The organism is Stagnihabitans sp., from assembly GCF_964946895.1.
Map to the genome: position 1 here is coordinate 50,542 of NZ_CBBQHX010000002.1, position 25,611 is coordinate 76,152.

Annotated in this window: 21 protein-coding genes; 6 read left to right on the forward strand and 15 right to left on the reverse strand. The window is 63.4% G+C overall.

What is annotated here, in order from left to right; genetic code table 11:
• Positions 1-74 precede the first annotated feature (74 nt).
• Genes AC1Y2B_RS01780 through AC1Y2B_RS01790 form a run of 3 tightly spaced genes read left to right on the forward strand, consistent with a single transcriptional unit; the run spans position 75 to position 2,660 of the window.
• Entirely contained in the window at positions 75-1,967 is a 1,893-nt protein-coding gene (locus tag AC1Y2B_RS01780; RefSeq protein WP_482251331.1) for an AI-2E family transporter, read from the forward strand.
• The gene (locus tag AC1Y2B_RS01785; protein ID WP_482251332.1) at positions 1,967-2,275 is read left to right on the forward strand and encodes a hypothetical protein; all 309 of its coding nucleotides are present in this window, start codon (positions 1,967-1,969) and stop codon (positions 2,273-2,275) included. Before AC1Y2B_RS01780 ends, AC1Y2B_RS01785 begins: the two co-directional genes overlap by 1 nt.
• Before the next feature lies 1 nt (position 2,276).
• Complete coding sequence (locus AC1Y2B_RS01790; RefSeq protein ID WP_482251333.1) at positions 2,277-2,660, forward strand: hypothetical protein; 384 nt, start codon at positions 2,277-2,279, stop codon at positions 2,658-2,660.
• Between the two features lie 183 nt (positions 2,661-2,843).
• On the opposite strand, the gene AC1Y2B_RS01795 is transcribed toward AC1Y2B_RS01790, so the two are convergent.
• Positions 2,844-3,080 carry a hypothetical protein gene (locus AC1Y2B_RS01795; RefSeq protein ID WP_482251334.1) on the reverse strand — a complete coding sequence of 79 codons (237 nt, stop codon included), beginning with the start codon at positions 3,078-3,080 and terminating at the stop codon, positions 2,844-2,846.
• Positions 3,081-3,292: 212 nt separating this feature from the next.
• Between AC1Y2B_RS01795 and AC1Y2B_RS01800 the strand changes: the two genes are divergently transcribed.
• On the forward strand, positions 3,293-4,024 hold the full coding sequence (locus AC1Y2B_RS01800) for a Crp/Fnr family transcriptional regulator (RefSeq protein ID WP_482251335.1): 732 nt from the start codon (positions 3,293-3,295) through the stop codon (positions 4,022-4,024).
• 683 nt (positions 4,025-4,707) lie between these two features.
• Positions 4,708-5,535, forward strand: a complete 828-nt coding sequence (locus AC1Y2B_RS01805; protein WP_482251336.1) for a DUF481 domain-containing protein — start codon at positions 4,708-4,710, stop codon at positions 5,533-5,535.
• Positions 5,536-5,696: 161 nt separating this feature from the next.
• Here AC1Y2B_RS01805 and AC1Y2B_RS01810 read toward each other — a convergent pair whose 3' ends face one another.
• The 3 genes from AC1Y2B_RS01810 to AC1Y2B_RS01820 all read right to left on the reverse strand — a co-directional run bounded on the left by AC1Y2B_RS01810 (position 5,697) and on the right by AC1Y2B_RS01820 (position 8,848).
• Positions 5,697-6,716, reverse strand: coding sequence for a hypothetical protein (locus AC1Y2B_RS01810; protein ID WP_482251337.1), 1,020 nt, complete (start codon positions 6,714-6,716; stop codon positions 5,697-5,699).
• Positions 6,717-7,150: 434 nt separating this feature from the next.
• Positions 7,151-8,479 carry a PQQ-dependent sugar dehydrogenase gene (locus tag AC1Y2B_RS01815; RefSeq protein ID WP_482251338.1) on the reverse strand — a complete coding sequence of 443 codons (1,329 nt, stop codon included), beginning with the start codon at positions 8,477-8,479 and terminating at the stop codon, positions 7,151-7,153.
• A 72-nt stretch (positions 8,480-8,551) separates the two neighbouring features.
• A complete protein-coding gene (locus AC1Y2B_RS01820) occupies positions 8,552-8,848 on the reverse strand; it encodes a PRC-barrel domain-containing protein (protein WP_482251339.1) in 297 nt (98 codons plus the stop codon).
• A gap of 555 nt (positions 8,849-9,403) precedes the next feature.
• On the opposite strand from AC1Y2B_RS01820, the gene AC1Y2B_RS01825 reads away from it, so the two are divergent.
• A complete protein-coding gene (locus AC1Y2B_RS01825) occupies positions 9,404-11,737 on the forward strand; it encodes a calcium-binding protein (protein ID WP_482251340.1) in 2,334 nt (777 codons plus the stop codon).
• A gap of 8 nt (positions 11,738-11,745) precedes the next feature.
• On the opposite strand, the gene AC1Y2B_RS01830 is transcribed toward AC1Y2B_RS01825, so the two are convergent.
• From AC1Y2B_RS01830 to AC1Y2B_RS01880, 11 genes are all read right to left on the reverse strand, one after another.
• Positions 11,746-12,438: a Crp/Fnr family transcriptional regulator gene (locus tag AC1Y2B_RS01830; protein WP_482251341.1), complete on the reverse strand. Its 693-nt coding sequence runs from the start codon at positions 12,436-12,438 to the stop codon at positions 11,746-11,748.
• A 139-nt stretch (positions 12,439-12,577) separates the two neighbouring features.
• Positions 12,578-13,618 (reverse strand): alginate lyase family protein, encoded by a 1,041-nt coding sequence (locus tag AC1Y2B_RS01835; RefSeq protein WP_482251342.1) that lies wholly within the window; start codon positions 13,616-13,618, stop codon positions 12,578-12,580.
• On the reverse strand, positions 13,615-16,458 hold the full coding sequence (locus AC1Y2B_RS01840) for a hypothetical protein (RefSeq protein WP_482251343.1): 2,844 nt from the start codon (positions 16,456-16,458) through the stop codon (positions 13,615-13,617). The genes AC1Y2B_RS01835 and AC1Y2B_RS01840 overlap by 4 nt, the downstream gene beginning before the upstream one ends.
• A 34-nt stretch (positions 16,459-16,492) precedes the next feature.
• Positions 16,493-17,107 (reverse strand): alginate O-acetyltransferase AlgF, encoded by a 615-nt coding sequence (locus AC1Y2B_RS01845; protein WP_482251344.1) that lies wholly within the window; start codon positions 17,105-17,107, stop codon positions 16,493-16,495.
• Entirely contained in the window at positions 17,104-18,408 is a 1,305-nt protein-coding gene (locus AC1Y2B_RS01850) for an alginate O-acetyltransferase AlgX-related protein (protein WP_482251345.1), read from the reverse strand. The genes AC1Y2B_RS01845 and AC1Y2B_RS01850 overlap by 4 nt, the downstream gene beginning before the upstream one ends.
• Positions 18,405-19,148 carry a hypothetical protein gene (locus AC1Y2B_RS01855; RefSeq protein WP_482251346.1) on the reverse strand — a complete coding sequence of 248 codons (744 nt, stop codon included), beginning with the start codon at positions 19,146-19,148 and terminating at the stop codon, positions 18,405-18,407. The genes AC1Y2B_RS01850 and AC1Y2B_RS01855 overlap by 4 nt, the downstream gene beginning before the upstream one ends.
• A complete protein-coding gene (locus AC1Y2B_RS01860; RefSeq protein ID WP_482251347.1) occupies positions 19,141-20,244 on the reverse strand; it encodes an alginate O-acetyltransferase AlgX-related protein in 1,104 nt (367 codons plus the stop codon). The genes AC1Y2B_RS01855 and AC1Y2B_RS01860 overlap by 8 nt, the downstream gene beginning before the upstream one ends.
• A 7-nt stretch (positions 20,245-20,251) precedes the next feature.
• Positions 20,252-21,670 carry an MBOAT family O-acyltransferase gene (locus AC1Y2B_RS01865; RefSeq protein ID WP_482251348.1) on the reverse strand — a complete coding sequence of 473 codons (1,419 nt, stop codon included), beginning with the start codon at positions 21,668-21,670 and terminating at the stop codon, positions 20,252-20,254.
• Entirely contained in the window at positions 21,670-23,142 is a 1,473-nt protein-coding gene (locus tag AC1Y2B_RS01870; protein WP_482251349.1) for a NosD domain-containing protein, read from the reverse strand. The genes AC1Y2B_RS01865 and AC1Y2B_RS01870 overlap by 1 nt, the downstream gene beginning before the upstream one ends.
• Positions 23,135-24,538: a mannose-1-phosphate guanylyltransferase/mannose-6-phosphate isomerase gene (locus tag AC1Y2B_RS01875; protein ID WP_482251350.1), complete on the reverse strand. Its 1,404-nt coding sequence runs from the start codon at positions 24,536-24,538 to the stop codon at positions 23,135-23,137. Before AC1Y2B_RS01875 ends, AC1Y2B_RS01870 begins: the two co-directional genes overlap by 8 nt.
• Before the next feature lies 1 nt (position 24,539).
• Entirely contained in the window at positions 24,540-25,592 is a 1,053-nt protein-coding gene (locus AC1Y2B_RS01880) for a hypothetical protein (protein ID WP_482251351.1), read from the reverse strand.
• Positions 25,593-25,611: the final 19 nt, after the last annotated feature.

Consider the following 25,611-nt stretch of genomic DNA (forward strand, 5'->3'; position numbering starts at 1 on the left):
TGCTGTGAGTTGAGTTGACTTCGCTGGCCTTTGGCGCACCATGGCCATTATGACTGATGGGAGATGCCGTGCCAATGGCTGCTGACGGGACGCAAGGCCCTTCGATCTCGCCGGTCGGGCGGATCAATGTTGCGCAATTGGCCACGGTGGTGGGTGTGGCGACGGTTCTGACGGTGGCGCACGAGATCTTCGTGCCTTTGGCTATTGCCATGCTGATCACCTTTGCGCTGTCGCCTCTGGTCACCCTGTTGCGGCGTCGCGGCTTGCCGTTGATGGCAACCGTCATTGCCGTGGTGACTCTGGCCTTCACGCTGATCGCGGCTTTCGCCTTGGTCGTGGCATCACAACTGGCGACGTTGTCGCAGAATTTGCCGACCTTTCAGGCGAATATCCTGACCAAAGTCGAAAGCCTGAAGGCAAGCAGTGGCGGGAACAGCCTGATTGCGCGGCTGTCGGACATGATTTCCGCAATCAACGCCAGAATTGGCGCGGCCCTGCCAGCGGGGGGTCAGGCCCCGATGCCGGTCGAGGTGGTGAAGCCGGCCAATGCGGTGGATTTGCTGCAAAGTCTGGTCTTCCCGCTGGTCAGCCCGGTGGCCACGACGGGATTGGTCGTCGTTCTGGTGATCTTCATGCTGTTGGAGCGGGAGAACCTGAGGGATCGGTTCATCCGTCTGGTGGGTTCCAACGACTTGCACCGCACGACGCAGGTCATGCAAGAAGCCGGCCACCGGGTTGCGACCTATCTGTTGATCCAGCTTCTGGTCAACGTGGTCTATGCCATGCCGATCGGGCTTGGGCTTTACCTGATCGGGGTGCCCAATGCCGTTCTGTGGGGGCTGCTGACGCTGGTCCTGCGGTTTGTACCCTTCATCGGCTCGGCCCTCGCGGCGGCTTTCCCCCTGTTTCTGGCCTTCGCCGTCGCGCCCGACTGGTCGGCCGTCCTGTGGACGGCAGCCCTGTTCGGTACCGTCGAGATGGTCACGTCGAACGTCATCGAGCCTTGGCTTTACGGCTCGCGCACGGGCCTCAGCCCCTTGGCGATCATCGTGGCAGCGATTGTCTGGACCTTTCTGTGGGGGCCCCTGGGCCTGGTGCTTTCGACACCTTTGACCGTCTGTCTTGTCGTTCTGGGCCGCCATGTTCCGCAATTCGGCATCTTCGACATCCTGTTGGGCGATGAACAGGTTCTGGCGGTTCATGCCAAACTGTACCAGCGGCTCTTGGTCGGGGACGCGATGGAGGCGACCTTCGGCGCCGAAGAGGCGCTGGAGACGATGGAGGTGGTCGATTACTACCAAGACATCCTGATCCCCGCGCTGCTTCTGGCGCAGGATGACCGTGACCGTGGCGTGCTGAATGGCGATCAGGAGGCCCGGTTGGCCGAAGTGGCCCTGGACATGGTGCAGGATCTGGCGATGGAGGATGCCGGAGAAGGTGACGCGTCTGGCGATGTCCTTCCGGCGGCGGGTCTGCGCATCGGCGTGGTGGGCGGGCGCAGCTCGATCGACAATGTCGCGGCAGCCATGCTGGCGCATGTCATGCGGATCGAGGGGGCAACCACAAGAGCCTGCCGCTACGGCGACCTGGCACCCGCGCGCATCGCGACCCTGCAGCTGGCGACCACCGATTGTCTGGTTCTGGTGTTCCTGGACGGCAATCCCACCCACACCTCTCTTTTGCACGTGCGCCGCATCAAGCGCGCCGCCCCAAAGGTGCGGGTCGGGGTGGTCATCTTGCAGATGCCGGATACGTTGCGCGCCGATGGCCTGCAGATGCCTGTTTCTGCCGCCAAACTGGCAGAAGTCGAAGATCTTGGCGCTGATTTCGCGGTGACGTCGATCGAGGCGGCGTTGCTGGCCGTCTGCGATGCCAGCCCGCCCAAGCCCGTGCCCGACCGCACCAAACCAACGCCGCGTCTGACCCGCCGCCCCAATCTGAAACCGATCGCCGCAGGAGGCACATGATGGCCAAATCCGAACCGGATGTCGCCCAACTGGAAGAACAGATCGCGCAACTGCGGGCCGACATGTCCCGCATCGCCGAGACCCTTGCCGCACTTGGCCAAACCAGCGGCGCAACGCTGCGCGCCACCTTGGCCGAACAGGCCGAGGCGCTGCGCAACGACGGACAGGCCCGGCTTGCCGAGGCGGGCCGGTCGGCGGAAGCAACCCTTGCCGATGTGACGGATTATGCACGGCGCAACCCGGGTCAGGCCCTTACACTGGCGGGCGGGCTGGGACTGCTGCTGGGCCTGATGTTCGGGCGCCGTTGACATGCTGCGCCTTGCCCTGACGCTGGCCCGTCTTCTGGTTGCCCAAACCCTTCGGCATGTGGCGGTGACAGCAGGCCTCTGGGCGCTGGCCGTGCTGTGTCTGCTGGTTGGCATGACCGGATTTCTGGTCGCCCTGTGGATCTGGCTGGCGCGGGTTCTGGACCCGGTGGCCGCCGCGCTGACGATCGGCGGCGGCGGCGTGGCGATGGCCCTTCTTGTGGTGCTGATCGCGCAAAACCGCCGTCCGCCAGATCTGCTGGCCTCTTCTATCGTGGAGGACCTGAACGCGGCCTTCAAGGACAACACGGCGATGGCGGCGGTCTGGGCCCCATTGATCGGCGTCGCCCTCTTGGGCTTCATTCTGGGCGGCAGGCCAAAAGATTGATCCGGCGGCGCGCCGCCTTACCCGGTTCCAATCCCAAAGCGCTTCCCGATCTGCCATCCATCAAGATGGCCTTTGGGCGCAAGCTCTCTGGTCCCTCGAACGACAGGGCACAGTGCTGATGACAAAACGGGAAGGCGTGACGACCCGCGACAACGTCACCGGCCCAGCCTGTTCGTTCCCGGCCTACCTGTGGCGGACCGAATTGCCTCCGTCGATGATGGCTTGGATCAAGGCCGCGACGGCGCGGTGAGTGCCTTTGTTCTCGTCATCTGCGGGCGCACTGGCATGGCCTTCGGCGGCGTCCACCAGAATCCCGATGATTTCGTTCTCTGGCAGGATCTTGCGGTCATTGAGGGCAAGCAGCAGAGACTCGCAAATGGCCAATGCCGCAAGTCCGGCCACATCCGACGTGTTTTGCATTCAGGGTCAGCTTCTTTCGGAGAAATGACGTCCACCGGCCCTTGGATGGCGGACAGACTGCATATGGCACCGTCTTGGTCCACAAATCACCAGTGACACTGATCCTCATAGGTGGCAAGGCTGGTGTAACCGGTTCTCAGGACCCTGCCGATTTCCATGAGATCGACCCGACGAACCATGCCGGATAAAACGGCGCAAAAGGAATCTTCCTGATGATCGGCATGGCAAGCCCTTTGGCTCAAAAACTCAGCGCGTTTGCGGACTTGAGTTCCAGAGAGCTTGATGTGCTGTCGGATCTGCAATCGCGTCGCCGCACCTTCCGGGGCGGTCTGGATGTGCCGATCCCGATCCCGCATGAGCAGAAGGCCTTCATCCTGACCGAGGGCTGGGCCTTTTCCTATCGGCAGGGCGCGGCCGGTGCGCGCCAGATCGTGGATTTTCGGATCCCGGGCGATTTTCTGGGCCTGCGGTCCATCCTGTTGCAGACGCCCGACCGCCTGACCGCCGCAATTACTCCGGTCGTTGCGGCAGAGGTTCGGGTGGCGGACATGTTGAACACCATGGCGCAGGCGCCGAGGCTTGGCTTTGCCCTGATGTGGTCGGCCTCCCGGGATGAAGCGCTGCTGGCGGACCACGTGGTCAGCCTGAGCCGACGCAATGCTGCCGAACGCACGGGGCATTTCCTGCTGGAGATTGCCACGCGCATGCAACTTGTGGGGATGGGCGGCAAGCTGGGCTACGACTGCCCCCTGTCGCATTTCATGATGGCGGACGCCCTGGGGATCTCGGCCATTCATGTCAGCCGGGTTCTGCGCCAGTTGCAGGAAGCGGGGCTTGTGACCTTTGCCAATGGCCGCGTGCAGTTTGATGACTTTGACGGTCTGGTCCGATTTGCCGATTTCGACCGGGCCTATCTGGAATACAAGGGCCCGCTGCTGCATTGAGAGATCATCCGGGCGGGTTTTGCACACCCCGGCCACGGGCTCTGCGACATCGCGCTGCGCGTGACGCAATCAAGCCAATCTTCCACCGCGTGACGTAGACAGGCGAACCACTGAGGTGCGTCAGCATGATGGGGCAGGAATCGGCCCAAGATCGGCCTGTCGTGCCCGTACGGTTGCCACGATGAGTGCAGTTTGGTGTAGCGTCGTGGGGCCTGCCTCCCTCAGCCGTCATGATGTTTCACCAGATTGCCGGCCACCCCCCCAAATCACCCTGCAACTGCGTGGCCTGCCGACAGGCGCCATGACCGGCGCAGACCCCTCCTGTACACGTCCTTTCAAGATCAAGGTTGCGACAATTCACTCTCGTCATAGTTGCAAGGAAGCGACAGTCGCTGCGGCGAAAAGGGTCCATTGGGAAGATCCAAGGTTACCGCAAGGAACCGAAATCCGGGGAAATGTGCGGCAACAACCTGATTTTATGTCATAAAATGCCGCCAGCCATGTCGAGCGCATATCCGCCGGTCGGCCTGGTTCGTTCTGAGGAAATGGCAACGTGGCACAGAAGCCGGGCTTTCGGGCCAAAAACGGCAACCCTTCGACGGATGGCGCGTTTCATTGTGTCGGCAAGGCGATGGCGTCTTCCGGGCTTCCTTTTCAACTTCAAGCCCATCGAGGGGTATATCATGAAATCGAACATCATAGCGATCGCGGCGGTCTTCGCGTCGGCAGGTGCGATGGCTCAGGCCCAGACACCTGACACCACCGGCATGACCGCATTGAACCAGCGGATCGACGACATGCAGACGGCCGCAAACAAGGACATTGCGCTGGGGAACGATGCGAACCGTTTCGGAAACCCTGATTTCCGGCCGGGTCTGTCGGGGAACGCCTCGCTCAGCTATTCGGGGCAGACCGGCAACAACCGGTCGCAGGATACGGCGATCGGGGCACGCCTGCGCTATGCCGCCGGTCCCTTGATCCAGACCATCGGCTTTGCGCTCGACTACGCGGACGCGGCCGGCGTCAAATCGAAACAAGACATCTTCGTCATTTATGACGCGAACTACTATATCGACGACAAGTTCTATGGCTTCGTTCTGGGCCGGGCCTTGTCGAACGGGCTGGCCGAGACGGCCGATCAAACCGCCACCGACGCTTTCCTTGGGTTCGGCCCCGGCTATCGGATCATCAACACCCAGCAGGTGACCTGGCGGGTCCAGGCGGGCATCGGGCAAAGCTATCTGAAGGACGGCTCTGGCCATTCCAACTCGGAGTTGGGCTATATCGCATCCTCGCGCCTGTTTTATGGCTTCAACGAGACGGTCTTTCTGTCCGATGACATGGATGTTCTGAAGACCAGATCGTCGCTGCGCATCAACAACGACATCGGCGTGAACATCAAGATGTCCGACATGCTGTCGACCCGGATCAGCTACCTGACGGAATACAACGACAGCCGCGCGATCCGGGCGGACAACAAGGTCGGCGTGTCGATCGTCTATGGCTTCTGAGGACCGCCCATAGCCTGCCCCGTCGAATGGCGCCGTGCCGTGCGGCGGGAGCCAGAGCTAAAGATCAGGCGCCCCAAAGGTCGGGGCGCCTGCGTTCTGTTTGCCTTGGCCTTCTTGAACCAGTCATGCCTGGCACAAGGCTTGTCTTCTTTGTCGTCCCGTCAGTGGCGATAGGCAAAGCCACCGAAGATGCGGCCCTCGTCCCGATGGCGTCCGCCATGTACCGCGCCGATATAGGCGGCGGCAGCAGCCACCATGGCCGAGGCGGCAAACAAGAAGGCCGACAGGATCGCACTGACCCGCGCCATCTCTGCCGCTTTGATCGCAGCCGTCTTGGCATCTGCGGCCAACTTGTCCGCCGCGGCCTTGGTATCTGCCATGACCGTTTCAGCATCGGTCCGCGCCTTTTGCGTCGCCGTGACGGCCGCATCGACCCGGGTTGCGGCCTCGGCGGGTGTGGCGCCGGAACTTGTCACGACCGCGCTGACAAGATAGGCGCGCTCGGCATCCGAGATCGCGCCCGTCTTGAGGACATTGCCAAGGATTGCCGCCGTGTCGCCGGCCATGGTCGCCGGATCTGCGGGCGCGGTGGCCGGCGTCATCGGCCGCAGCAGGGTGCGGTTCAGGTAGTCCATCGGGGTTACCCCGGAGTCCTGTGGCATCATGGAGGCTGCAGCGGTGATCGCCCCATTGGCGGCACCTGCCAGCACGGTGCCTGTCGCCTGCGCAACACTTCCCGCCACGGAGCCGGCGTCAGATGCGATGGCCCCGACAGTCGCCACGGTGGTCGAAACCGCAGACCCGAGCAAAAGGACCGACACGATGATGCCCAGTCCCCAGACGACCAGCCCATTCAAACCGTCGCGAACCGTTACTTCGTCGGCACCGACGGTATCGACGCGCCGCCGCATCCGTCCGGCAATATAGCCCCCGGCCATGTAGCTTGCGACGAGTGTCACCACGACCCAGACGCCGCTGAGGATCAGCATCAGGCTGAAGCTTCCCTCACCCGGTTTGGCCGAGATGGTCGACAGGCCAAGCGCCGCACCAAAGCCGGTGAAGACCGAGGCAATGGCCACTGCAACCACACCGCCGCCCAGAATTGCGTGCCAGTCGAGATAGGATCCTTCCAGAACTTTGTCCGGTGCAGAAGCCCGCGTGTTTTCTTCAGTCCGTTCCATGGTCATGTCCCCCTGTCTCAGCGCAGGCCGAGAAGCGACAGGACAAACAGGACGACGACCACAAGGCCGACAAGGTAGATGATGCTGCTCACTTGGTATCCTTTCGATCGTGCCCACCAATCCCCTGGCACTTCAGGCAGGACAGAACGTTTTGAGACGATCATGGTTCCCCAATTGGTGACCAAATCCGCCGGGACCGGCCAGCCCATGCGCGCGGGCGAGGGAACGGGATTGATCTTGACGCGTTGGGTATCTGAAGCAGGAGGGCCGGGCGTCAATCAGACCAGGTGGCACGAGGAACAGCGGGGTTTTTCTGATTTCCCCTTCTGACCAACGCAGCGGTAGTCGAGCCTTTATCCCATCCCCGGACCTTCTGTTTCACCACTCATGCGAAGGTCGCCGCGAAAGGGGCGAATGATCTGGCCGACCGCAGTCTATTTGCCCTTGGGCACGACGCGCCAGATCGTGTTGCCAACGTCATCGGCCACAAGAAGCGCGCCCCTGCGGTCGATGGCAACGCCGACGGGCCGTCCCATCGCCTCACCTCCCGCAGTCAGAAATCCGGTCAGGATGTCTTGCGGCGGACCGGAGGGGACGCCTTTGGCGAAGGGCACAAAGACGACCTTGTACCCGGAACGCGGCTGCCGGTTCCAGGACCCGTGCTGGCCCACGAAGGCGCCATTGGCAAAATGCGTGGGGAACAAGGCACCCGTGTTGAAGGTCAATCCCAACGACCCGGTATGCGGGCCCAAGGCATAGTCCGGCACAACAGCCGTGGCGACCAGATCCGGGCGCTGAGGCTGTGGACGACTGTCGGGATGCTGGCCGAAATAGCTGTAGGGCCAGCCATAAAACCCGCCGCGCCGTAACGCGGTCATGTAATCGGGCACCAGATCGCTGCCGATTTCGTCGCGTTCGTTGACGGCAACCCAGAGGGCGCCGCTGTCGGGCTGCCAGGACAGCCCGTTGGCATTGCGCAAGCCCGACGCAAAGACGCTGACCGCCCGCGTGGCCAGGGTGATCTCCAACACATCGGCGCGGTTCGTCTCGGCTGCCATGCCGTTTTCCCCGACATTGCTGTTGGAGCCGACGGTCACATAAAGGCGTTTGCCATCGGGGCTGGCGATGAGGTCCTTTGTCCAATGGTGATTGATCGGCCCGGCCGGCAGGGTGACGATGGTCTGCCCCGGCCCGTCGACCGTCAGCGCCCCGGTCTGGTAGCTATAGGCCACGACCGCGTCCGTGTTGGCGACGTACAGCTGTGTCCCAATCAGCGCCATGCCGAACGGAGAGTTCAGCCCGGTCAGGAATACCGAACGGGTTTCCGCCACGCCATCGCCGTCAGCATCGCGGAGGAGCGTGATGCGATTGGCACTCGGCACGCCGGCCCCGGCAACCGCCATGACCTGAGCCATCACCCAACCCTTCACGCCTGATCCCGCATCATGCTGTGCGGGGGCATTGCTTTCGGCGACCAGAAGATCGCCGTTGGGCAAGACATGCAGCCAGCGCGGATGGTCAAGCCCCGCCGCAAACGCGGCCACCGACAGGCCCATCGCCGCCACAGGCGTGGCCCCTGCCGGCCAACCCGTCGCCGGGGCAATGTTCACGGTTGGCAGAAGACCCGGATCCGGCTCGGGCAAGACCGGGGTCGGACCGTAGCCGCGGGCCACGTCCACCGTGGCCCTTTCGCAAGACGTCAGGCCAAGTCCGACCAAGGCAAGCACCCCGAATGCCGCGCCACCCAGCAATAGCTTTCCCATGCCCACCCCAATCGTCAGATCCGCGTTACCTGCGGTGGCGCCAAGCCTGTGCCGGGCGCTGCGCAGTCGTCTTCAATCGCGATGTTCGGGCAAGGCCGTGACCTGATCCTTGGTCCAGGACGTCTTGGCGTGGACCGAACCATCCTCGGCGCGCATGAAGGTCAACTGATCTGTGGTCAGCGCGACCGGCTTGGCACCAAGGCCCAGAAACCCGCCGACATCAACGATGACCTGAACCGCCGCGCCAAAGCCGTGCACATGCGAGACGGTGCCAATCTTTGCGTCGTCTGCACCATAGACCACTGCATCGGTCAGGTTCGTTGCGGTCAGCTCGTCGCTGGTCAAAGCCATATGGGTGGAATGATCCAAATGCCATCTCCTGAGGTGTTGTGCCGAGCCATCATGCTCTTGCACACAACGCGAGACGTCGGTTTGGGTTCCATCTTGCCGCCAAACCGGCGTCGGTTTGACGGCACTGACATGCCCTTCATGCGTCATTGTCTTCCTGAAACCGGATAGGCCGCTTGGGACAAGGCCCCAGACGCGGCCAAGAAGGGAGCCGCGCGCAAACCGTCGACCGCGCACCTGAGCCGTGCCGCCCTTCGAGAGGGCAACAGGGTTCAGACCGGCGGGCCAGAGATACTTTGATAAATGGCCGATCCCCGTGTGAGAGACGGGCGCGAAAGCTCTGGGATTGACTTGGGTCTGAGACGGATTCGGAAACGAACCTCATCACCAAAACACCTCAGCCACCAGCGCAAATACAACCTTAGGCAGAATGTATCGGCATCTTTTCGCCCATTGCGCTCATTTTGGGCGGCTTTCTGTCAGCCGAAAAAACAGCGCTGGCGCTGCTTCGACTTTGGGGTGTTCTGGACTAGTCCCGCGAACGGGGCCTGATCCACCACATCACAGGGGCGTGCCATGACCGATTCATCGGGTTTGTCAGTGTTTTCGACCGAGCAGGAAATCTCCCCCTTGGCCTTCAAACTAGCACCGCCATCAACCGACGCGCTAATTCAGATCAGTTCAAAACCGCTTTTCGTCGCTGCCAACCTGTCACCGGGACAAAGCCCGCTTATCGTGAGCGCGGGCAGTTCGACCCACCTTGGCAGCGCTCCTGCCAGTCTTGCCCCTGCGATCCAGACCGAATTGCTTGTGGCGGCGGGTACCAGTGCCGCGGCGTTGCAAAACCTGATCAACGGGGCGGCGGCGGGCAGTGTCATTCATTTGGCCGAAGGGCATTTCAGCTTCGACCGCACCGTCGTGATCGCCCGAGACGACATAACAGTCGAGGGCGCCGGGTCGGGCAAGACGGTTATTGATGTCAAGCCCACCCTCGGGGCGGAAGCCTTCCGGATCGGACAGGGTGCCACTTCTGGCCATTTCACCCTCGCGGCGGATGTGGCAACGGGTGACACGCACCTGACATTGACCGGGGCACACAGCTTTGTCGCCGGCGATTTTGTCTATCTGTCGCGGGCCAGCACCACAGCCTTCTTTGACTCGATCGGCGATACGGTCTGGCGCAACACAGATGTCCCGCTACGCACCTCGATCGCGCAGGTGGCTTCGGTCAATGGCAACGTGATCACCCTGGCCTCTGGCGTGCATTTCGACTTCGTGCCGGGCGAAACCACGGTCAGTGAAATCGCGATGGCCGAGCGGGTAAGTGTCGGCGGCTTTACCGTCAGCTATGGACTGCCGGCGGCTGACCCGTCGAATTTCTCCAACACCCTCTCGGCGTATGACCGCAACGCCGTGATCGAGGTCAATGGCACGGCAGGCGTGCATCTGTTCGACATCACCGCGCACGATGTGCCATCGCTTGGGGTCAATGTCGCGGCGAGCATCGGGGCCACCGTTGATGGCATGACAATGACCGGGTCGCATAACAAGGGCGACGGCGGCAATGGCTATGCCCTGCAGATCCGCGACGTCTATGACAGCACCTTCGATAATCTGACCGATCAGGACATGCGCCATTCCGTCGTCTTCGCCTCATGGACCTCGGCGGCGGGGAACTTCGTGCATGTGCTGCAAACCGACCGCGACATCAACTTCCACGGCGGGCGCGACCATGACAACGTGGTGATGGTTGACGCCTCGATCCGCGATGTGGCTTCAGACATCATCGGCATGTCGGTGTTCTACAACGAGACAGGCACCCACTATGGCACGGCGACCGATCCTTCGACGAATATCGTGAAGTTCGGCCATGTGGTCGGTTCACGGCTCGGCGATGATGTGCATGGCTATGACAACGGCAGTTGGTTGTCCGGAATGGGCGGCGACGACACGCTGACCGGGGGGGCCGGCAATGACCTGCTGACCGGCGGCGAGGGCAATGACACGCTGATCGGCGGGGCTGGCGTCGATATTGCGACCTATACCGGGGCGCGGGCGGATTTTGCGGTCAGCACGGCAGCGGATGGACTGCATGTCACGGAAAAGACGGGGGTCCATTCCAGCGACCTTCTGAACGGGGTCGAGTGGTTGCTGTTTGACGACGGAGCCTTGCGCCTGTCGGACATGACGTTCCTTTCCACTTCGGCGGTGACGGGTATGTTTGGCGGTCCGGGCATCTATCATGGCGCGACGGGCACCGTGCTGACCGGAACAGCAGGCGCGGATGTCTTCGACGTAACTGTGGCAGGGACAGTCGTGCATGGTCTTGCAGGCAGCGACACAGTGAATTCGACGGTCGACTTCACGATGCTGGAGGATATGGAGCGCCTGAACCTGATCGGCACTTCTGCCATCAACGGCACCGGGTCGGCCATGTCCGATCTGATCTTTGGCAATGCGGCGGCCAATGTGCTGACCGGCGGCGCAGGCAACGACACGATCTACGGCGGGGCGGGCGATGACCATGTGCTTGGCGGCGTGGGCGCGGATATCCTGTCCGGCGGGGCCGGCAACGATGTGATTGACGGTGGCGCCGGTCGCGACAAACTGAAAGGCGAAGGGGGGGCGGATATCTTCGTCTTCACCTCGGTGGAGGACAGCTCGAAAGCGGCTCCGGACTCGGTGCAGGACTTCCAGACCGGACTGGATCATATCGACCTGACAGCCATCGACGCCAACACCCTGCTCGCCGGGCATCAAAGCTTTGTCCTGCATGCCGGGCCGGGTGGGGCTGGCGCATTGTGGCTGACCGCCGGGCATCTTTTCGGCGACGTGAACGGCGATGGCGTGGCCGATCTGGCAATATCCTTCGGCAGCCACATCATCGCGGCCGGTGACATGCTTTTGTGATGGCCCGATCACGGCTGCAGGGGGCCGCTGTGATCCAGATAGGCCGTATCAAACCCGGCAAAGTCCACCAGGCCCTTGAGGTTGTCGAAGCTGACCTTACCATGTTGAAAGGTCAGCAATCCCTGCTCGCGCATGTCGCGCAGGACGCGGTTCACGTGCACCGCACTCAGGCCCAGGGCATCGGCCAACAGGTATTGCGACAATGGGCAAGAATAGCCGCCGGCGTCGGCAAGTCCCACCAGTTGCAGCCTGGCGCCAAGCTCCAGCAAGACATGGGCCGTGCGCTCTGCCGCGTTGCGCCGGCCCATGCCGACCAGATGTTCCACGACCATTGCTTCATCGCGTGAGGCGGCCCAAAGCATCGCCGTCGCAAGGCGCGGGGCCCGGCCAAAGATCTCGAACATGTCGCTTTGCAGGAATTCCGAGGCTTCGATCGGCGTGATCGGCTCAACGCTTTGATCAGAACTGCGAAACAGCATCGAACGCAGGCCCAGGAAATCGCCCGGGATCTTGAAGTCCACAATCTGGCGACCGCCGTTTGTCAGCACCTTGTAGGAAAAGGCCCAGCCATGGGCCAGAATGAAGGACGATTGCAGGATCTCGCCCTGGTGGAGAAGGCTGCGGCCGGCTGCGAATTTGCGGCGTCTGCGGTGCAGGTCGGTCAATGCCTGCAGGTCGGACGGCGAAAGGTCCGAAAACATGGCCAATTTTCGCGCAATAGGGCTGACAGTCAAAGGCATTCCTGTTTCCAAATCGGGGACGCCCGCAGGCATCAGGTCAAGTCTGCGCGGCAGGCGCGCAGGACGCATCGTCGCCAAAATCGGGCTCATCAAGGTTCCCTCATGGTGCGGTTTTCCACAGCAGGGATTGCAGCCCGCCAAGCTTGGAATTCGCCAGCCCCTTGTAGGGCGCTACGAAAACCGCAAGATCAGGGGCATAGAAGGTGGACATATAGGCTGGCGCCCAAGCAAGCTCGAACCCCTGCAACTTGTCAGAGCCATTGAAATAGCTCTGTTTGGCACCTGCAAGTCTGGTGACCAATGCCGGATCGCTGAAGGCCTGAATGGTGAAACGGATGCTGCGGTGCAGGCTTCCGCCACAGGCTTCGAACAGCGAATGGCCGTCCTGCTGCAACAAGACCGCTGTGGTGACCAGTGCGGTCAGGGCATGCAACTGGTAATGCAGGGCCAGATCCTTGCGCGCCATCTCCAGCGGCAGGCTGCCATCGGCACTGGCCGAACAGGCCACCAGCTGCACGCTGGCATCGGCCCAATCCGTCATCGCCTTGTCCTTCAGCGTCAGCCCAACCCGGGCAACCGCCAATCCGGCCCAGGCCCGCAGGTTGTTCTTGCCGGAATTGCCCGGGGCCCCTGTATCAAAGAAGGTCATGGTCGAATGGGCCAGACCGGACAACCAGGCCTCGATCAGCGCGCTGTCCGGGCCGTGGGCGACCAGTGGTTTGACCTCGGCCCAGGCATAGGCCAACCCGGCCACCCGAGAAGGAACGGACAAGCTGGCGTTGACGGAGCCCATGTCACCCAAGGCGCCGGCCTTGGCCCAGGCCGACAGGCCCGCCACAACGCAGTCAGTGGCCTTGGGATCGGCCGCAGACAGGGCTTCGTTGGCCGCAAGGATCATGACCGTGACGAAATCATCCACCGGCTTCAACTGGGCATTCACATCAGCATTGCTCACCGCGTCAAAGGATGAGTGGCTTTTGTCCTTGGATTTGTACCGGCTGCCATGGTCCAGCCGGATGACAGGCGCCGCAATGGCGGGACAAACGAAGGGTTTCGGGGCGTCCTGCGCCCTTGCGGGCATCATCGTCACCGCGCACAGCCCCGAGGCGAGCAGCAGGATCAGCGGCCAAGGGCGGGTCAATTCGACGCCCCTTGGGTTTGCAGAAGTTTGACAAGGTCCAAGGCGGTGGGTTCTCCGGCATCGGCGGCGCGTTGCAGCCATTTGTGAGCAAGGTCGAGCGAGGGCGGTATGCCCACCCCCAGCGAATAGGCCTGTGACAGCAGCACCATGGCCTTGGCATCCCCCGCCTCCGAGGCGCGGACCAGCCAGTTGGTCGCCACCGCCATCTCGGGCAGTGTCGTGGCCTGCTCGCGCAAGAGGCGGGCATATTCGCGCATGCCTGCCGGATTTCCGGCCTCTGCCGCGCTTTTGTTCAGCGCATAGAAGTCCAGCGAGGAGCTGATCGTGACCGACAAAGCCGGGTTGCGCCGCGTCAGTTCGGCCAGAAGATCGGGAACCGTCGCCGGATCGCTGCGGGCGATCAACTTGGCATAAAGTGCGGCCGCGCGGACAGCGTCATAGCCCGGATCACCACGCACGCCATACAACTTCAAGAGACGCTGCACGGCGGTCTTGGACCCCAAGGCGTCGGACTGTTCGTAAAGCGCCACGGCAGAGGCCAGCCCTGCAGCGCCCAGAACCTCGCGCTGGGTGTCGCCCAGAACGACCATCTGCCAATTGTCCTGCCCGACCAGTTGGGACGCGATGGCCAGCCAGCGCTTGGCTTCCGATGTCTGGCCCATGCTGCCCCAAGTGCTGGCGAACGCAATCGCGGCAGGGAAAGAGCAGCCCATCACCTCGGTTGCCCTTGCGCGGTAAAGCTCGCGCATGGCGGGATCGGACAGGAAAGGCATGGCAAGCAGAAGCGCGCTGAAATCGCCGCGGGCCGCTATGGCCTTGGCATATTTGGTATAGACCGACTGCGGCGTGGGATAGGTGGCCGGGTCGGCAATCTGCAACAGCGTCATGGCGTCCCCCACACCGGACGTGGCCAAGGGGTCCAGCAGCGCAAGCGCCTTGGTCCGGTTGGCAAGGGTCGGATCCTGCAGCAGCGCCGCTGCAAGCTTCAGCGCAGCACCAGTGTCGCCCACCGCAATCGCCCTGCTGAACAGGGCCAGCGCCTGCGCCCTTTGGCTGGGCGTCTTGGCACGTGACAGGTCCAGCGTGGCGGATGCCGTGGTCACCCCGGCAAACCCCGAAGAATAGCTGACCCAAAAAGCCGTGGCCGAAGGCGCCGCATGAGTGTCTTTCAGCACAGCCAGCATGTTGGCCAAGGGCGTTGCCCGCCCGGAAAGCGCCTGCGTCTGCAACGCCGCCATCGCCAGCGGGTCCGCCTTGGTGGTCAGGTCTGCCAGCATCGCCGGTGTGAAATCCAGCGAAGACGAGCCGATCGAGGTCTCAACATCCGCCCAATAGGCCGCCTCGCGCAGGTGCGGGGCATGGGGAGCCTTGCACATGAAGGCTTCTTTCACGTCGGTGGCGGGCGCGACCTCTCCCAGATTCGACACCATCTGAATCAGGGGATCGACCGCAGCATAAAACTGCGCACCGGTGGTCGCACGGCCAAGATCAGCCTCGGCCAGCGCGCGGATGGCCGCCGGGTCCTGACGCTTGGCCGCTTCTTGCCAGAGTGGTCGGGCGTCCGCCTGCCCCTGCCAACGACCCTGATCGGCCAGAATCAACGCGGCCTGCTTGGCAAAGGCCCAGCCGGGCGCGTCCGGCAAGGCGGCCAGACGCTTCAGGATATCCAGATAGGCCGAACGCTGATCCGGTTCGGAGGACAGCCGCGCCTCAAGAATCCCGGCCAGACGGACCAGGGCGGCGTGGTCCCCCACTGCCGCAGCCTTTTCGTACAGCGCCTGTGCGGTCTTGGCATCCTGCGGGGCAAGGGCCCCCACTTCAAGGACACGGCCAAGCGCCACCATGGCATAGGGCAAACCGCCGTCCGCTGCCTTCTTGAGGTACGTCAGCAGCACGGCGTTGTCCTTGGTGACGAGTTCCGACTGCATCTGATATTCGACCACCCGCCAGGCCGAGACGGGGTCACCCAGATCAGCGGCAAAACGGTACCAGCGCATCGCCAGACCGTCGTCGACCGTCACCACCGTTCCCGAGGTGTATTCGCGCGCGATCCGGGCGATCCGGTCGCAGATCAGCGGGTCCATCTGGCCCACCAAAGCGCCAAAGGCCATCGTCACCGCCAGATCGGGCGTGATGTCCCATCCTGCGGGCGCCTGACCGGCCACGCTCAACCGTGACAGGGTCAAGAGGGCATCGGCATTGCCGCCATAGCCTGCCGCAATCAGCAATTCGGTGCCTTTCGCCGGATCCTTGGCAATGCCGGTGCCTTCGGTCAGCAGCCCGGACAACTCGAACTGCATGCGCGAGGACGCCTGATCCCCCCGATCCAGCAGTTTCTGCACCAGCCCCGAGGCCGTCAGCGCCTTCAACTGGCCCATGGCGATCATCTGGGTGATCTGTGCCAGCATCACATCATCTGCGGTGAACTTGGGCGAGGCTTTGGCCAGCGCCAGAATGGCAGCCTGAATGACGGGGTCCCACTTGGCCGCGTCCATCTCGGCCAGACGACGCAGGTCGCGAGTGATCAGACCGGGGTCACGGGCGGGCAACGTCTTGCGATCCCAGCCACCCCACAGGGCGATCAACGTTGCATCCGGGTCGCGGGCCTGACAGATCGGCTTGACCTGCATGTCGGGCGGCGCAAAGTTCAGCGTCAACGTCTTGCCCGGCGGCGCTTGTCCGGCTTGGTCATCGGCGGGCGGGGCAGGACTGGGCTGGTCGAGGGTCGTCGGGTCCTGACCTGACTGGTCCAGCGCCGTAGGGTCCGCTGCCGTTTGGGCATGGGCGGCTGCCCCTGCACAGAGCAAAGCGGCCAGCACTGCGCGTTTGATCTTGATCATGGCTTGCTCTTTTCCGGCGTCATGTCGCCCCCACTCATTTCGCGTAGGTGTTTTGGGTGCTGTAGGCCGTGTAAGCCCCCGCAGAGCCAGAAAAGACCACGGTCACGCCAGCTCGCCGCTCCATCTGGATGCCGGGCAGTTTGGCCAGCACCGCGCCCTTGGACTGCACTTCGAAATCCAGCGTCAGCGGGGCTTTGAGGGTCACCTGTCGCGAGGTGCCCGGGGCAATGTCCTTGATCGCCACGGCTGAAACCGACGGCACGTAAAGATCGACCAAGGGCAGATCCGAATCGTTGTAAAACACCAGATCCGCCTTGGCCGGGCTGTTGGAGATGGTGTCCTTCAGCATGTGCAAGGCGCCATCCGCCCCCGGCGCAAAGGTGTAGAACGAGGCGGGGGCAACCTCTCCCTTGGCCTCATGGTTGCCCACGGCCACGGCGATCGGGCCGGGCGCCACCAGCAGAAAGGGCGTCACCCCACCCTGAAAGCTGTTGAAAGTGGTGCCGTTGACGACGGCCAGCGTCTCTCCGGGGGCGACGACGCGGACGAAGGAGGAATTCGGGTCGGCAGGCGCGGCGTACAGATCTTGCGCAGCGGCTTGCAGCGGCAGGGATAGGAATGACACAAGGAAAAGGGATTTGCAGATCATGAGGGTTCCTTTCCGGAACGGCAGAGCGACAGGGTGGTGTCTGCGCTGACAGGGTGATCGAATGTGACGGTCAGGGTTTTCAGATCGGGATGCCAAAGCGTGCCCAAGGATTTGAAGAACCGGCCCGAAGCTTGCACGCGGTCGCTTCGGTCAATCATCGCGGTGCGGGTGATGCCCGAGGCTGTCTCCAGCCGGAAGTCGACCCGGCGGCCGCCATCGGCCCCAAGATCGGCCAGGATGGAATCCTGCGGTTGCAGGGCCAGCCCGGTCAGGTCTGCGGTCAGGGTATCGGGTGCCGTGACGTGGGACGGCAGCACTGTTGAGCAAGCGGGGCTGGCGGCAGCGATCAGCTCTTCCATCGCATCGGGGCCGAATTGGGCGAGGTTGTTGTAGATCGGGTTTTCCCAGATCAGGAACCGCGGCCGCGTGGCCGCAAAATCGCGCGAGATCAGGTAGGACGTGATGGCACCGAACTGATTGCCCCCGGTGACGGCATAGTTCAGCACATCAAGGCCGGACGCCTGAGACAGATACCCTGCGAAATTCGCAAGCGGTGCGTCCGAGAACGAGGTGCCCACCAGCACGATCTGCGGCGACTGGTCGCCGGCAAAGATGTCAGCCTTGGCCGTAGGATCAGAGGTCTTGGTGGTCACCTCGGCCTTGGCCTCGACCCGGGGCAACTCTGACTTGCACAAGGCCTGCAGGGTGCGCCGCATGGTCGAAAACGAGGCCGTCATCGGTCCTGCGGTGGTGAGGTACTTGGCCTGCGGCAATTCGGCATAGAAAGGCTGCGCCTTGATCTTGGCCGCGATCGCATCGGCGGCCAGAAGTGCCCCGGCAGCGGTCCAGTGGAAATCGGTCTTGAAGAAGGGCGGCGTATCGGGCTTGGCCGCGGTCAGCGCGCTAAGCAGATCGGGGGCGAGGATGCCCTGCGCGGTGAGCCGCGCGATGATATCCTCGTAGACCAGCCTCGCCGTCGTACTGTCGAACTGATAGTCTGCGGCGGCGGCTGGCAGAAGCTGCGGCATCACCTCGCTTTTTGTCGGCACCGTGACGTAAATCAGCGTCGTCCCGCCCGCCGCCAGGGCCCGCGACAGCGCGGCCATCCGGGCGATCACCGGGTCCTCCATCGGATGGCGCATCCGCAGGTCGGCCTGCACGCGGAAGAAAGTGCCATCCTTGCCTTCGATCGAGGGCAGGGACGAGGCCGTGTCGGTGAAGGCACAGCCAAAGGCCGAAGGCGTGGTCTCGGCGGAGACGGGGGCCGCAAGCAGGGCCACAAGGGCCAGGATCAGTTTCATGGCGTGGCCTTTGCGACAAGGGTGGCGGGGGCATCAAGCAGGCGGAGCAGGTTCTCGGCGGTGATGTGGGCAGACAAGTCGCTGCCTTGCATCGCAAGTCCAAGCGCCGCCCTCGCGCCCACGTGGTCAAGGGCGGCATCTGCAGGATCAGCGATCAGTGCCAACCCCAGTTTCAATGCCGCCGCAGGATCGCTTTTCCCGGCGAGGGTCAGGAAATGCTGGGCTTGGCCCAGGTCATGGCCGAAGGGCGTGCCGTCGGTGTACATCTGGCCCAACAGCTTGGCCGCCGCCGCATTTCCACTCATCGCCTGAATGGTCAGGGCATTCAGGCTTTGTTTCAGCAAACTCTTTCCGTAGCCGCTCCCCTCGCTGACCAGCAGCTTGGCCAAGGGCGGCACGGCAAAACTGCGACCTGTGTAGGCGGAAATGGCATAGTAATGGGCTGCGGCTCCGGGCTTTGCGGGCGGAACGGCCGCTTGCAGCCGTTTGGCAAAGCGATAGGCGGCGAGGCCGTCTCCGGCATCAGCCAAAGCTTGCAGGTCGCTCATCGAAACCCTACCGCCCGCGACCATCCGCTTGCGCATCGCTTGCAGACCAAGGTCGGTCAGATCTGTGGTGTGGGCCACCTTGTTGTCAAAAACAAAATCCACGCGGGTCACGTCGGCGGGCAGCGGCCCTGACTGAACCGGCGATGCCAAGACCACGGCCAAGGCCAGAATGGAAATCAGGGTCTTACCCATTGGAGGCCACCGTCGCCGGCGCGGACCCGGCCAAGGGCAGGGCTGCGGGCTGGTCCTCAGGCCAGAGTTTGGGGTCGGTCAGGTAGCGAACCGGGAACTCCCAGATGACGACTTGTGCCGGCGTGTCATGGAACTCGGCCCCCGTCAGATAGGTCTGCATCGGGGCAACCGGTCCAATTCCCACGGCGGCAAGGTTTTCAACCTCGCGGCCAAGGGCCTGGGTCAGGGCATCGGCAAAGCCCCAGTCGGTGTTGGCGCTGTAGCTGGTGCCGATCAGGACGATGTCGATGGGGGCCGCGTTGAAGATGTCGGTCGGGGCGTCTGCCGCGACGATCTGGGTCAGCGTGACCTTTTCGGGCGGCAGGCCGATGGCGGGGGCAAGGCTGTCTTCCGTCACATAACGGATCAGGTCGCCGGTCAGCGGCTTTTCGATGGACGTGCCTGCGGTGAAGGTCAAAGGCCCGTGCGGCAGGTGTTCTGCCACGACGGCCGCCGCCTTTGCCGCGCCTGCCCGTGTCCAATGGGTGTCCGTGGCAAAAAACGCGGCATCGCCCTGCCCCACCAAGCCAGCGCGCGGGTCGATGGCCGCAATCCCCGAAGCCTTCAGGCCAGCCAGGAAGTCAAGGTCCAGGCCGGCCATCGCCGACGACAGCGCGGCATCGGGCGAATGATCCCGCGCAATGTCGATCTTGGCGGGCAAAGGCAGCAGAACCAGCTTCACGCCCCGTGCCGCCAGCGCCATCTGCACCGCCTTGATCCGCGCGACAGAGGCTGCCATCTGGCCGGCCGAAGGCAGGGCCCGGGTCTCCTCGTTGGTGAAAAGCCAGCCGCCCTGCCCCACCACCGCCCCATTGCGCGCCTCATGCAGCAGGGTATAGCGGGCAGCCCCGATCAGCCCGAACGAGGGGGCGAAATGCGGCAGGGTGCTTTTGTAAAGCCGCTCGAAATCGCGGGTCAGGCCACCGGCCAGAAGGTCGGTGTGGGGTACAGTCAGCGGTGTCGCGGGGCCGGTCAGCACGGTCAGGTTGGCGGCAAGGCCGTAGCCGAACAGCAACAAAGGCAGGGCAAGTCGGGCAGCTTGGAACAGGGGAACCATCGGGCACCTAAAACTGGAAATAGAGGAAAGGGGAAAAGCTCTGCTCGGCCATCTTCATCAGGGTCACGATGGCCAGAACGCTCATCAGCGCCGCCGGGACCATGGCGTTGAGCCAGGTCAGATCCCCGCCGCGCGGATGCAGATGGGCCGAGGCGAAGCTGTTCAGACGCGGCTCGAAGGCGGCAAGGGCGATGGCAAGGGTCAGGAAGATCAGGCTTTCCTTCGTCACCTCGATCGCCACGCCCGGGGCCGTCGTCCAGCCGTTCAGACCCAGCATCCCGGCATAAATGCCTCCAGCCTGCGCAGGATCTGCCGCGCGGAACATGACCCAGCCAAGAAGCACGATGAGTAGGGTCGACGCGACGTTCAGTGCCGCCTTGCCGTGCGCCCGGCCGGTTGCCCGCTCCAGTGCTAACCAACCGCCGTGCCACAGACCCCAGATGACAAAGGTCATGTTGGCGCCGTGCCACAGCCCACCGAGGAACATCACCAGCAGCAGGTTGACGTAGGTGCGGACGTTACCGAGGCGGTTGCCGCCCAAGGGGATATACAAGTAGTCGCGCAGCCAGACCGACAGGCTGATGTGCCAGCGCCGCCAGAACTCGGTGATCGAGCCGCTGATATAGGGCGTGTCGAAATTGGGCCGGAAGTGAAAGCCGATCATCAGGCCAAGACCAATGGCCATGTCGCTGTAGCCCGAAAAGTCGAAGTAAAGCTGCATCATGTAGCCGATGGCGCCCAGCCAGGACAGCGTCAGCGAGGGATGCTCGGTCGCAAAGGCAAGGTTGGCGAGCGGGGCCACGGTGTCGGCCAACAGCACCTTCTTGGCAAGACCGATGGCGAACAGCGTGGTGCCGTCGATGAAGAGGGTCAGCGAATGGGTGCGCTGTGCGAACTGGTTGGTCAGGTCCTTGAAGCGCAGGATCGGGCCTGCGACCAATTGTGGAAAGAGCGAGATGAAGGCGGCGAAGTCGAAGAACCGCGCGGTGGCGACGGCGTCCTTGCGGTAGACGTCGACCAGATAGCTGACCGCGTGGAAAACGTAGAATGACACGCCAATCGGCAGGATCAGCCGCCAGTGAACACCGAGGCCGGCGGCATTGGTGCCCCAAAGGGTTGCGAAGCTTTCAATGAAGAAGTTCAGGTACTTGAAGACCCCAAGCACGGCCAGACACCCGGTCAGGCCAATCGTCAGGTAAATCCTCGCCGCGCGGGGGCTTTTCGCCGCTCCAATGCTTCGGCCGAAAATGTAGGTCCACAGAGTGGTGGCAAACAGCAGCGCCAGATAGTCGATCCGCCACCAGCCGTAGAAGGCGTAGGAGCCGACCAGAATGGTGACCGACCGGTGCCGGGCTGGCGTCAGATAATAGACGGCCAGAAACAGCGGCAGGAACAGGAACAGGAAGGTTTCCGAGGAGAAGACCATCAGATGCTCCCCCCAACCGGACAGACGGGCGACAGGTTGGCCTGCATTGGCTCTGGCTTGCGGGTGGCGCGGCGGTCTTCCAGCCAGCCGATGGTGCGGGGGGCAAGGTCGCCGGCGAAAAGGCGGGGCAGCTGGCCTTCCAGATCATTGCCGGTCAGGACGATGGCGCCGGCGGTGGCACCGCGCAGGCCCTCGTGGTTGCCGGCGATCCGGTTGCCGGTGATCTGCACGCTGGCCTTGGCCTGCTGGTCGCGCAGCAGGATGCCGGCGCCCTTGTTCGCGAAAATGGCGTTGCCGGTGATGCCGACGCGCCCGGTGTTGGACAGGGACAGACCTGTGCCCAACGCAAGCGCGGTCAGGTTGCCCGTCACCTCGACGCAATCGACCTTGTCCAGCCTTATGCCGCTGGTGCTTTGCCCTGCCAGCACATTGCCCGACAGCGTGATGCGCAGACTGGCCTGATCGACCGAGATCCCGGCCAGCGCGCCCAGCACGATGTTGTTGACCACCACCGCATCGCTAGAGGCGTTTGACACACGGATCGCCTGCCCGGGCGCGCCGGTCAGCAGGTTCTGCGCCACCTCGGCCTTGGTGGAGTGCGCCAGAAGGATGGCTCCCCCGTCGATCCGGTTTTCGGTGACCGAAGCGGCGGTCGTGTTGATCAGGGCCAAGGCCGTGACATCCAGAAACTGGCTGGATTGCACCAGAGGTGTCCGCAAGGGGGGCTGCAGGCCGGAATTGTCGATGGACACACCGCCAAAACGCTGGGTCTCGCCAAAGCCCAGATGGGCGAAATGTGCGTCCGAGACGGTCAGGCTGCCGCGGCCGGCGGTCAGAAGAAAGGGCCGGAAGGCGGGTTCACCGGAATTGGCGGCCTCGGTGCCCTGCACGGCGGCGCCGTCGATGTTCAGCCAGCCCAGATTGGCCAAGAAGGCACCGTCCGCCCGGCTGAGGGTCAGACTGTCGTCTGGCCCCAGCGTCAGCCCTGCGTCCGGCCAGACGACGATGGCGCGGGACAAGGTGACGCCTTTGGCATCTGCGGTGACAAAGGCGCCGGCGGGTGTCTTGGCGACAAGGGCCAGCAGGCCGGGAAGCGTGACAAATCCACCGCGCAGCAGGATCACCTGATGCACGCCCTCGTCCTGCGCACGGGCCAGGGCAAGGTGGTCTTTCGCCCCGGTCTGCACGGCGATTTGCGCCAGCAGAAGCCGCATGTCGACCATCTCGACCACGGGCGTACCCCGCACCGCAAAGGGCGGCATGGGTCTGTGGCCAGCGGCTGACGGGCTGGCCAACCCAAAGCGCGCCTTCAAGGCCGCGGCCGCGGTTTGCGCCTGAGGGACAGTGTCAAGGCGGCCCAAGGCCGAGACGGCAACAGCCAGACCGCCGTCATCCAGGGCAAGCGGCTGGGCCTGCACGCGCCCCATCAACAGCAGGACCATAAGGAGCGCAAGGCTGATCCGATCAGCCATGATGCACCAGCGTCGAGGTGGCATGATGTTGTCCGGTTGACAGCAGGATGGCCTGAAGATCGGTCAATTGGGTGTTGGTCAGACTGACTTCGGTGTCCTTGTCGATCGGCAGCATCGCCCCGATGCCGATACGTTTGCCCGGCAAGGCGTGATCCTCCAGATAGCTGCCCTCGCCGGTCACCACCGACAGGAAGCTGGCCCCCAGCCCATGACCGTTGATCTGGGCGGTCGAACCCGGGCGCACTGTCAGCATCTCCAGCTTGTAACCGGGATCCGAACGCAGGTTCTCGACCCCGCCCCATGACTTCGGCCTGAACAGATGGCTGACGGCCTCGGACCTGCCGCTGGTCTTGAGCATTTCGACCACCTGTTTGACCTTTTGCGCATTGGCGCGGTTGGTGACCAGAAGCGCGTCCTTGGTATCGACGACGATCACGTCATCCATGCCGACCACGACCACCAGCCTTCCATCCGACCGGATCAGGGCGTTCGTGGTGTCCAGCGTCAGAACGTCACCGCTGATGGCATTGCCATCCGTGTTCTTGGCGTTGACGTCATAGACGGCCGGCCAAGCGCCGATATCGTCCCATTGCACCGAAATCGGGGCAAGAGACACGGCCGGTGAGCGTTCAAAGACCGCCCTTTCCGTCGGCTCGCTCATTGCCTTGCGGAACGACTGTGGTTCCAGAACGATGCCATTTGGCCCGGAAGACGCGCCAAGAACAGCAGCCTGAACCGCAGCGTGGGTCTCTGGCTCCAGCCGTTGGAATTCCGACGCAATCAGCGCCGCCCGGAACAGGCTGATCCCCGAGGCCCAATAGGCGTTGCCCGCATCGATGAGTGCCTGCGCCTCGACAGCATCCGGCTTTTCGACGAAGCGGTCGACACGATGCAGGCCGTTTTGCAAGCCCGTCGGACCACCGTCGATGATGTAACCGTAGCCGGTTTCCGCATAACCTGGCGTGATGCCGAAGATGACAATCCGATCCTCGGCTGCAGCCTCTGTGACGCGTTGAACGGTGGTGTTCAGGTCGCCAAGAATGATGTGATCGGCGGGAAGAACCAGCAGCAGCGCCTCGGGGTCGACGCGCAGCACGCTGAGTGCCGCCGCCAGCACGGCAGGACCGGTGTTGCGCCCGGCGGGTTCGCCGATGATCTGGCCGCCGCTCTGGATTTCCTGCAACTGATGTCGGACCAGATCGGCGTGGCGGTGATTGGTCACCACGATCGGATCATGGAACTGCGGGCCGCGATGGCGCTGCACGGTGGTCTGAAAATAGGTCAGGCTGCCTTTTCCGGCCACAGGCTGAAACTGCTTGGGCTGATCAATTCGCGACATCGGCCACAGGCGGGACCCCATGCCGCCACACAGGACGAGCGGATAAATCATCTGCATTTTAGGATCTTCCTGACACTGCAAGGAACCATTGACGGACGGCGGAGATCTGTTCGCCAAACCAGCCGCCCTGACGGATCAGACGAACCTGTACCGGCGCGCCGATCAGGGCGGTGGGCAGGGCCGAGACGGGGGTCAGCACGGCGGGCTGACTGGCGTTCAACTGGGCACTGGCCGGCACGACGGATCCATCGGGCAGGGTCAGCTCGACCCGGTCACCGCGCGCCACATCGAAGGCCAAGGCCGGCGGGATGAGCGATAAGACAACGACACCGGCATTCGGCTTGGTCAGCTGCAAGACCGGCTCGCCAACCAGCACGGTAGAGCCTACGGCAAGACCAAGGCTGCTGGCGACACAGTCACACGGCATGGTCAGGCTCAGCACATCGCCGGTCGAGGTCGTGATGGCCAGCGCCACCTGACCCAAGGGCGCTGCGGTATCCAGAAAGCCGATCTGGCCGCTGGCGGTGGCGCGCAGCGTCTCGCCCTGCAGCATCACGGTGCCCAGATCGGGCAGAAGCTGCACGTAGCTGCGCTGATAGATCAGCCCGCCCGCGACAGCGATCAGCACCACGGCCAGCCCGGCCAGCGCCGTGCCCTGCAGAACCTTGCGACCCGAGGAGGCGACGGACCCTTTGGCGGGCTTCGGTGGAGCCGTTCCGGCCACCCCGATCACGGTGCCCAAGGCAACCAGGTCCCGCGCGATATAGGCATTCAGGATGTGGCGCAGTTGCGGCAGATGGGGGCCGGAGGGCTCGGTAAAGTCGAGCTCCACCTCGCCAGTGCCGCCAGGTGCCTCGCGCACATCGGCCAGAACGACCAGCGTCACGGCAAAGCCGTCGAAGTCGAAGATCAGACGAACGATCTTGGGCACGCCGGGGGTGGTGGCGCCCATCAGGCCCACGACCTGCGCGCTGACGAGGGACAGGCCGTGGCCGCGAAATTGCCGTCCGTCGATCAGCGCGGTGAACGGCAGGTCCACCATGGCATGATCATAGCCGGCACTGAGCGGTGCGACGGCCGGTGAAGTGAGGATAAGCGGTGCGTTTTCCATGAGTTGCCTTTCCAGACGG

Bases quoted from the DNA above. Each gene is read 5' to 3' on its own strand.
- AC1Y2B_RS01780 (WP_482251331.1), top strand. From the start codon at position 75: ATGGCTGCTGACGGGACGCAAGGCCCTTCGATCTCGCCGGTCGGGCGG.
- AC1Y2B_RS01785 (WP_482251332.1), top strand. From the start codon at position 1,967: ATGGCCAAATCCGAACCGGATGTCGCCCAACTGGAAGAACAGATCGCG.
- AC1Y2B_RS01790 (WP_482251333.1), top strand. From the start codon at position 2,277: ATGCTGCGCCTTGCCCTGACGCTGGCCCGTCTTCTGGTTGCCCAAACC.
- AC1Y2B_RS01795 (WP_482251334.1), bottom strand. From the start codon at position 3,080: ATGCAAAACACGTCGGATGTGGCCGGACTTGCGGCATTGGCCATTTGC.
- AC1Y2B_RS01800 (WP_482251335.1), top strand. From the start codon at position 3,293: ATGATCGGCATGGCAAGCCCTTTGGCTCAAAAACTCAGCGCGTTTGCG.
- AC1Y2B_RS01805 (WP_482251336.1), top strand. From the start codon at position 4,708: ATGAAATCGAACATCATAGCGATCGCGGCGGTCTTCGCGTCGGCAGGT.
- AC1Y2B_RS01810 (WP_482251337.1), bottom strand. From the start codon at position 6,716: ATGGAACGGACTGAAGAAAACACGCGGGCTTCTGCACCGGACAAAGTT.
- AC1Y2B_RS01815 (WP_482251338.1), bottom strand. From the start codon at position 8,479: ATGGGAAAGCTATTGCTGGGTGGCGCGGCATTCGGGGTGCTTGCCTTG.
- AC1Y2B_RS01825 (WP_482251340.1), top strand. From the start codon at position 9,404: ATGACCGATTCATCGGGTTTGTCAGTGTTTTCGACCGAGCAGGAAATC.
- AC1Y2B_RS01830 (WP_482251341.1), bottom strand. From the start codon at position 12,438: ATGTTTTCGGACCTTTCGCCGTCCGACCTGCAGGCATTGACCGACCTG.
- AC1Y2B_RS01840 (WP_482251343.1), bottom strand. From the start codon at position 16,458: ATGATCAAGATCAAACGCGCAGTGCTGGCCGCTTTGCTCTGTGCAGGG.
- AC1Y2B_RS01845 (WP_482251344.1), bottom strand. From the start codon at position 17,107: ATGATCTGCAAATCCCTTTTCCTTGTGTCATTCCTATCCCTGCCGCTG.
- AC1Y2B_RS01850 (WP_482251345.1), bottom strand. From the start codon at position 18,408: ATGAAACTGATCCTGGCCCTTGTGGCCCTGCTTGCGGCCCCCGTCTCC.
- AC1Y2B_RS01855 (WP_482251346.1), bottom strand. From the start codon at position 19,148: ATGGGTAAGACCCTGATTTCCATTCTGGCCTTGGCCGTGGTCTTGGCA.
- AC1Y2B_RS01860 (WP_482251347.1), bottom strand. From the start codon at position 20,244: ATGGTTCCCCTGTTCCAAGCTGCCCGACTTGCCCTGCCTTTGTTGCTG.
- AC1Y2B_RS01865 (WP_482251348.1), bottom strand. From the start codon at position 21,670: ATGGTCTTCTCCTCGGAAACCTTCCTGTTCCTGTTCCTGCCGCTGTTT.
- AC1Y2B_RS01870 (WP_482251349.1), bottom strand. From the start codon at position 23,142: ATGGCTGATCGGATCAGCCTTGCGCTCCTTATGGTCCTGCTGTTGATG.
- AC1Y2B_RS01875 (WP_482251350.1), bottom strand. From the start codon at position 24,538: ATGCAGATGATTTATCCGCTCGTCCTGTGTGGCGGCATGGGGTCCCGC.
- AC1Y2B_RS01880 (WP_482251351.1), bottom strand. From the start codon at position 25,592: ATGGAAAACGCACCGCTTATCCTCACTTCACCGGCCGTCGCACCGCTC.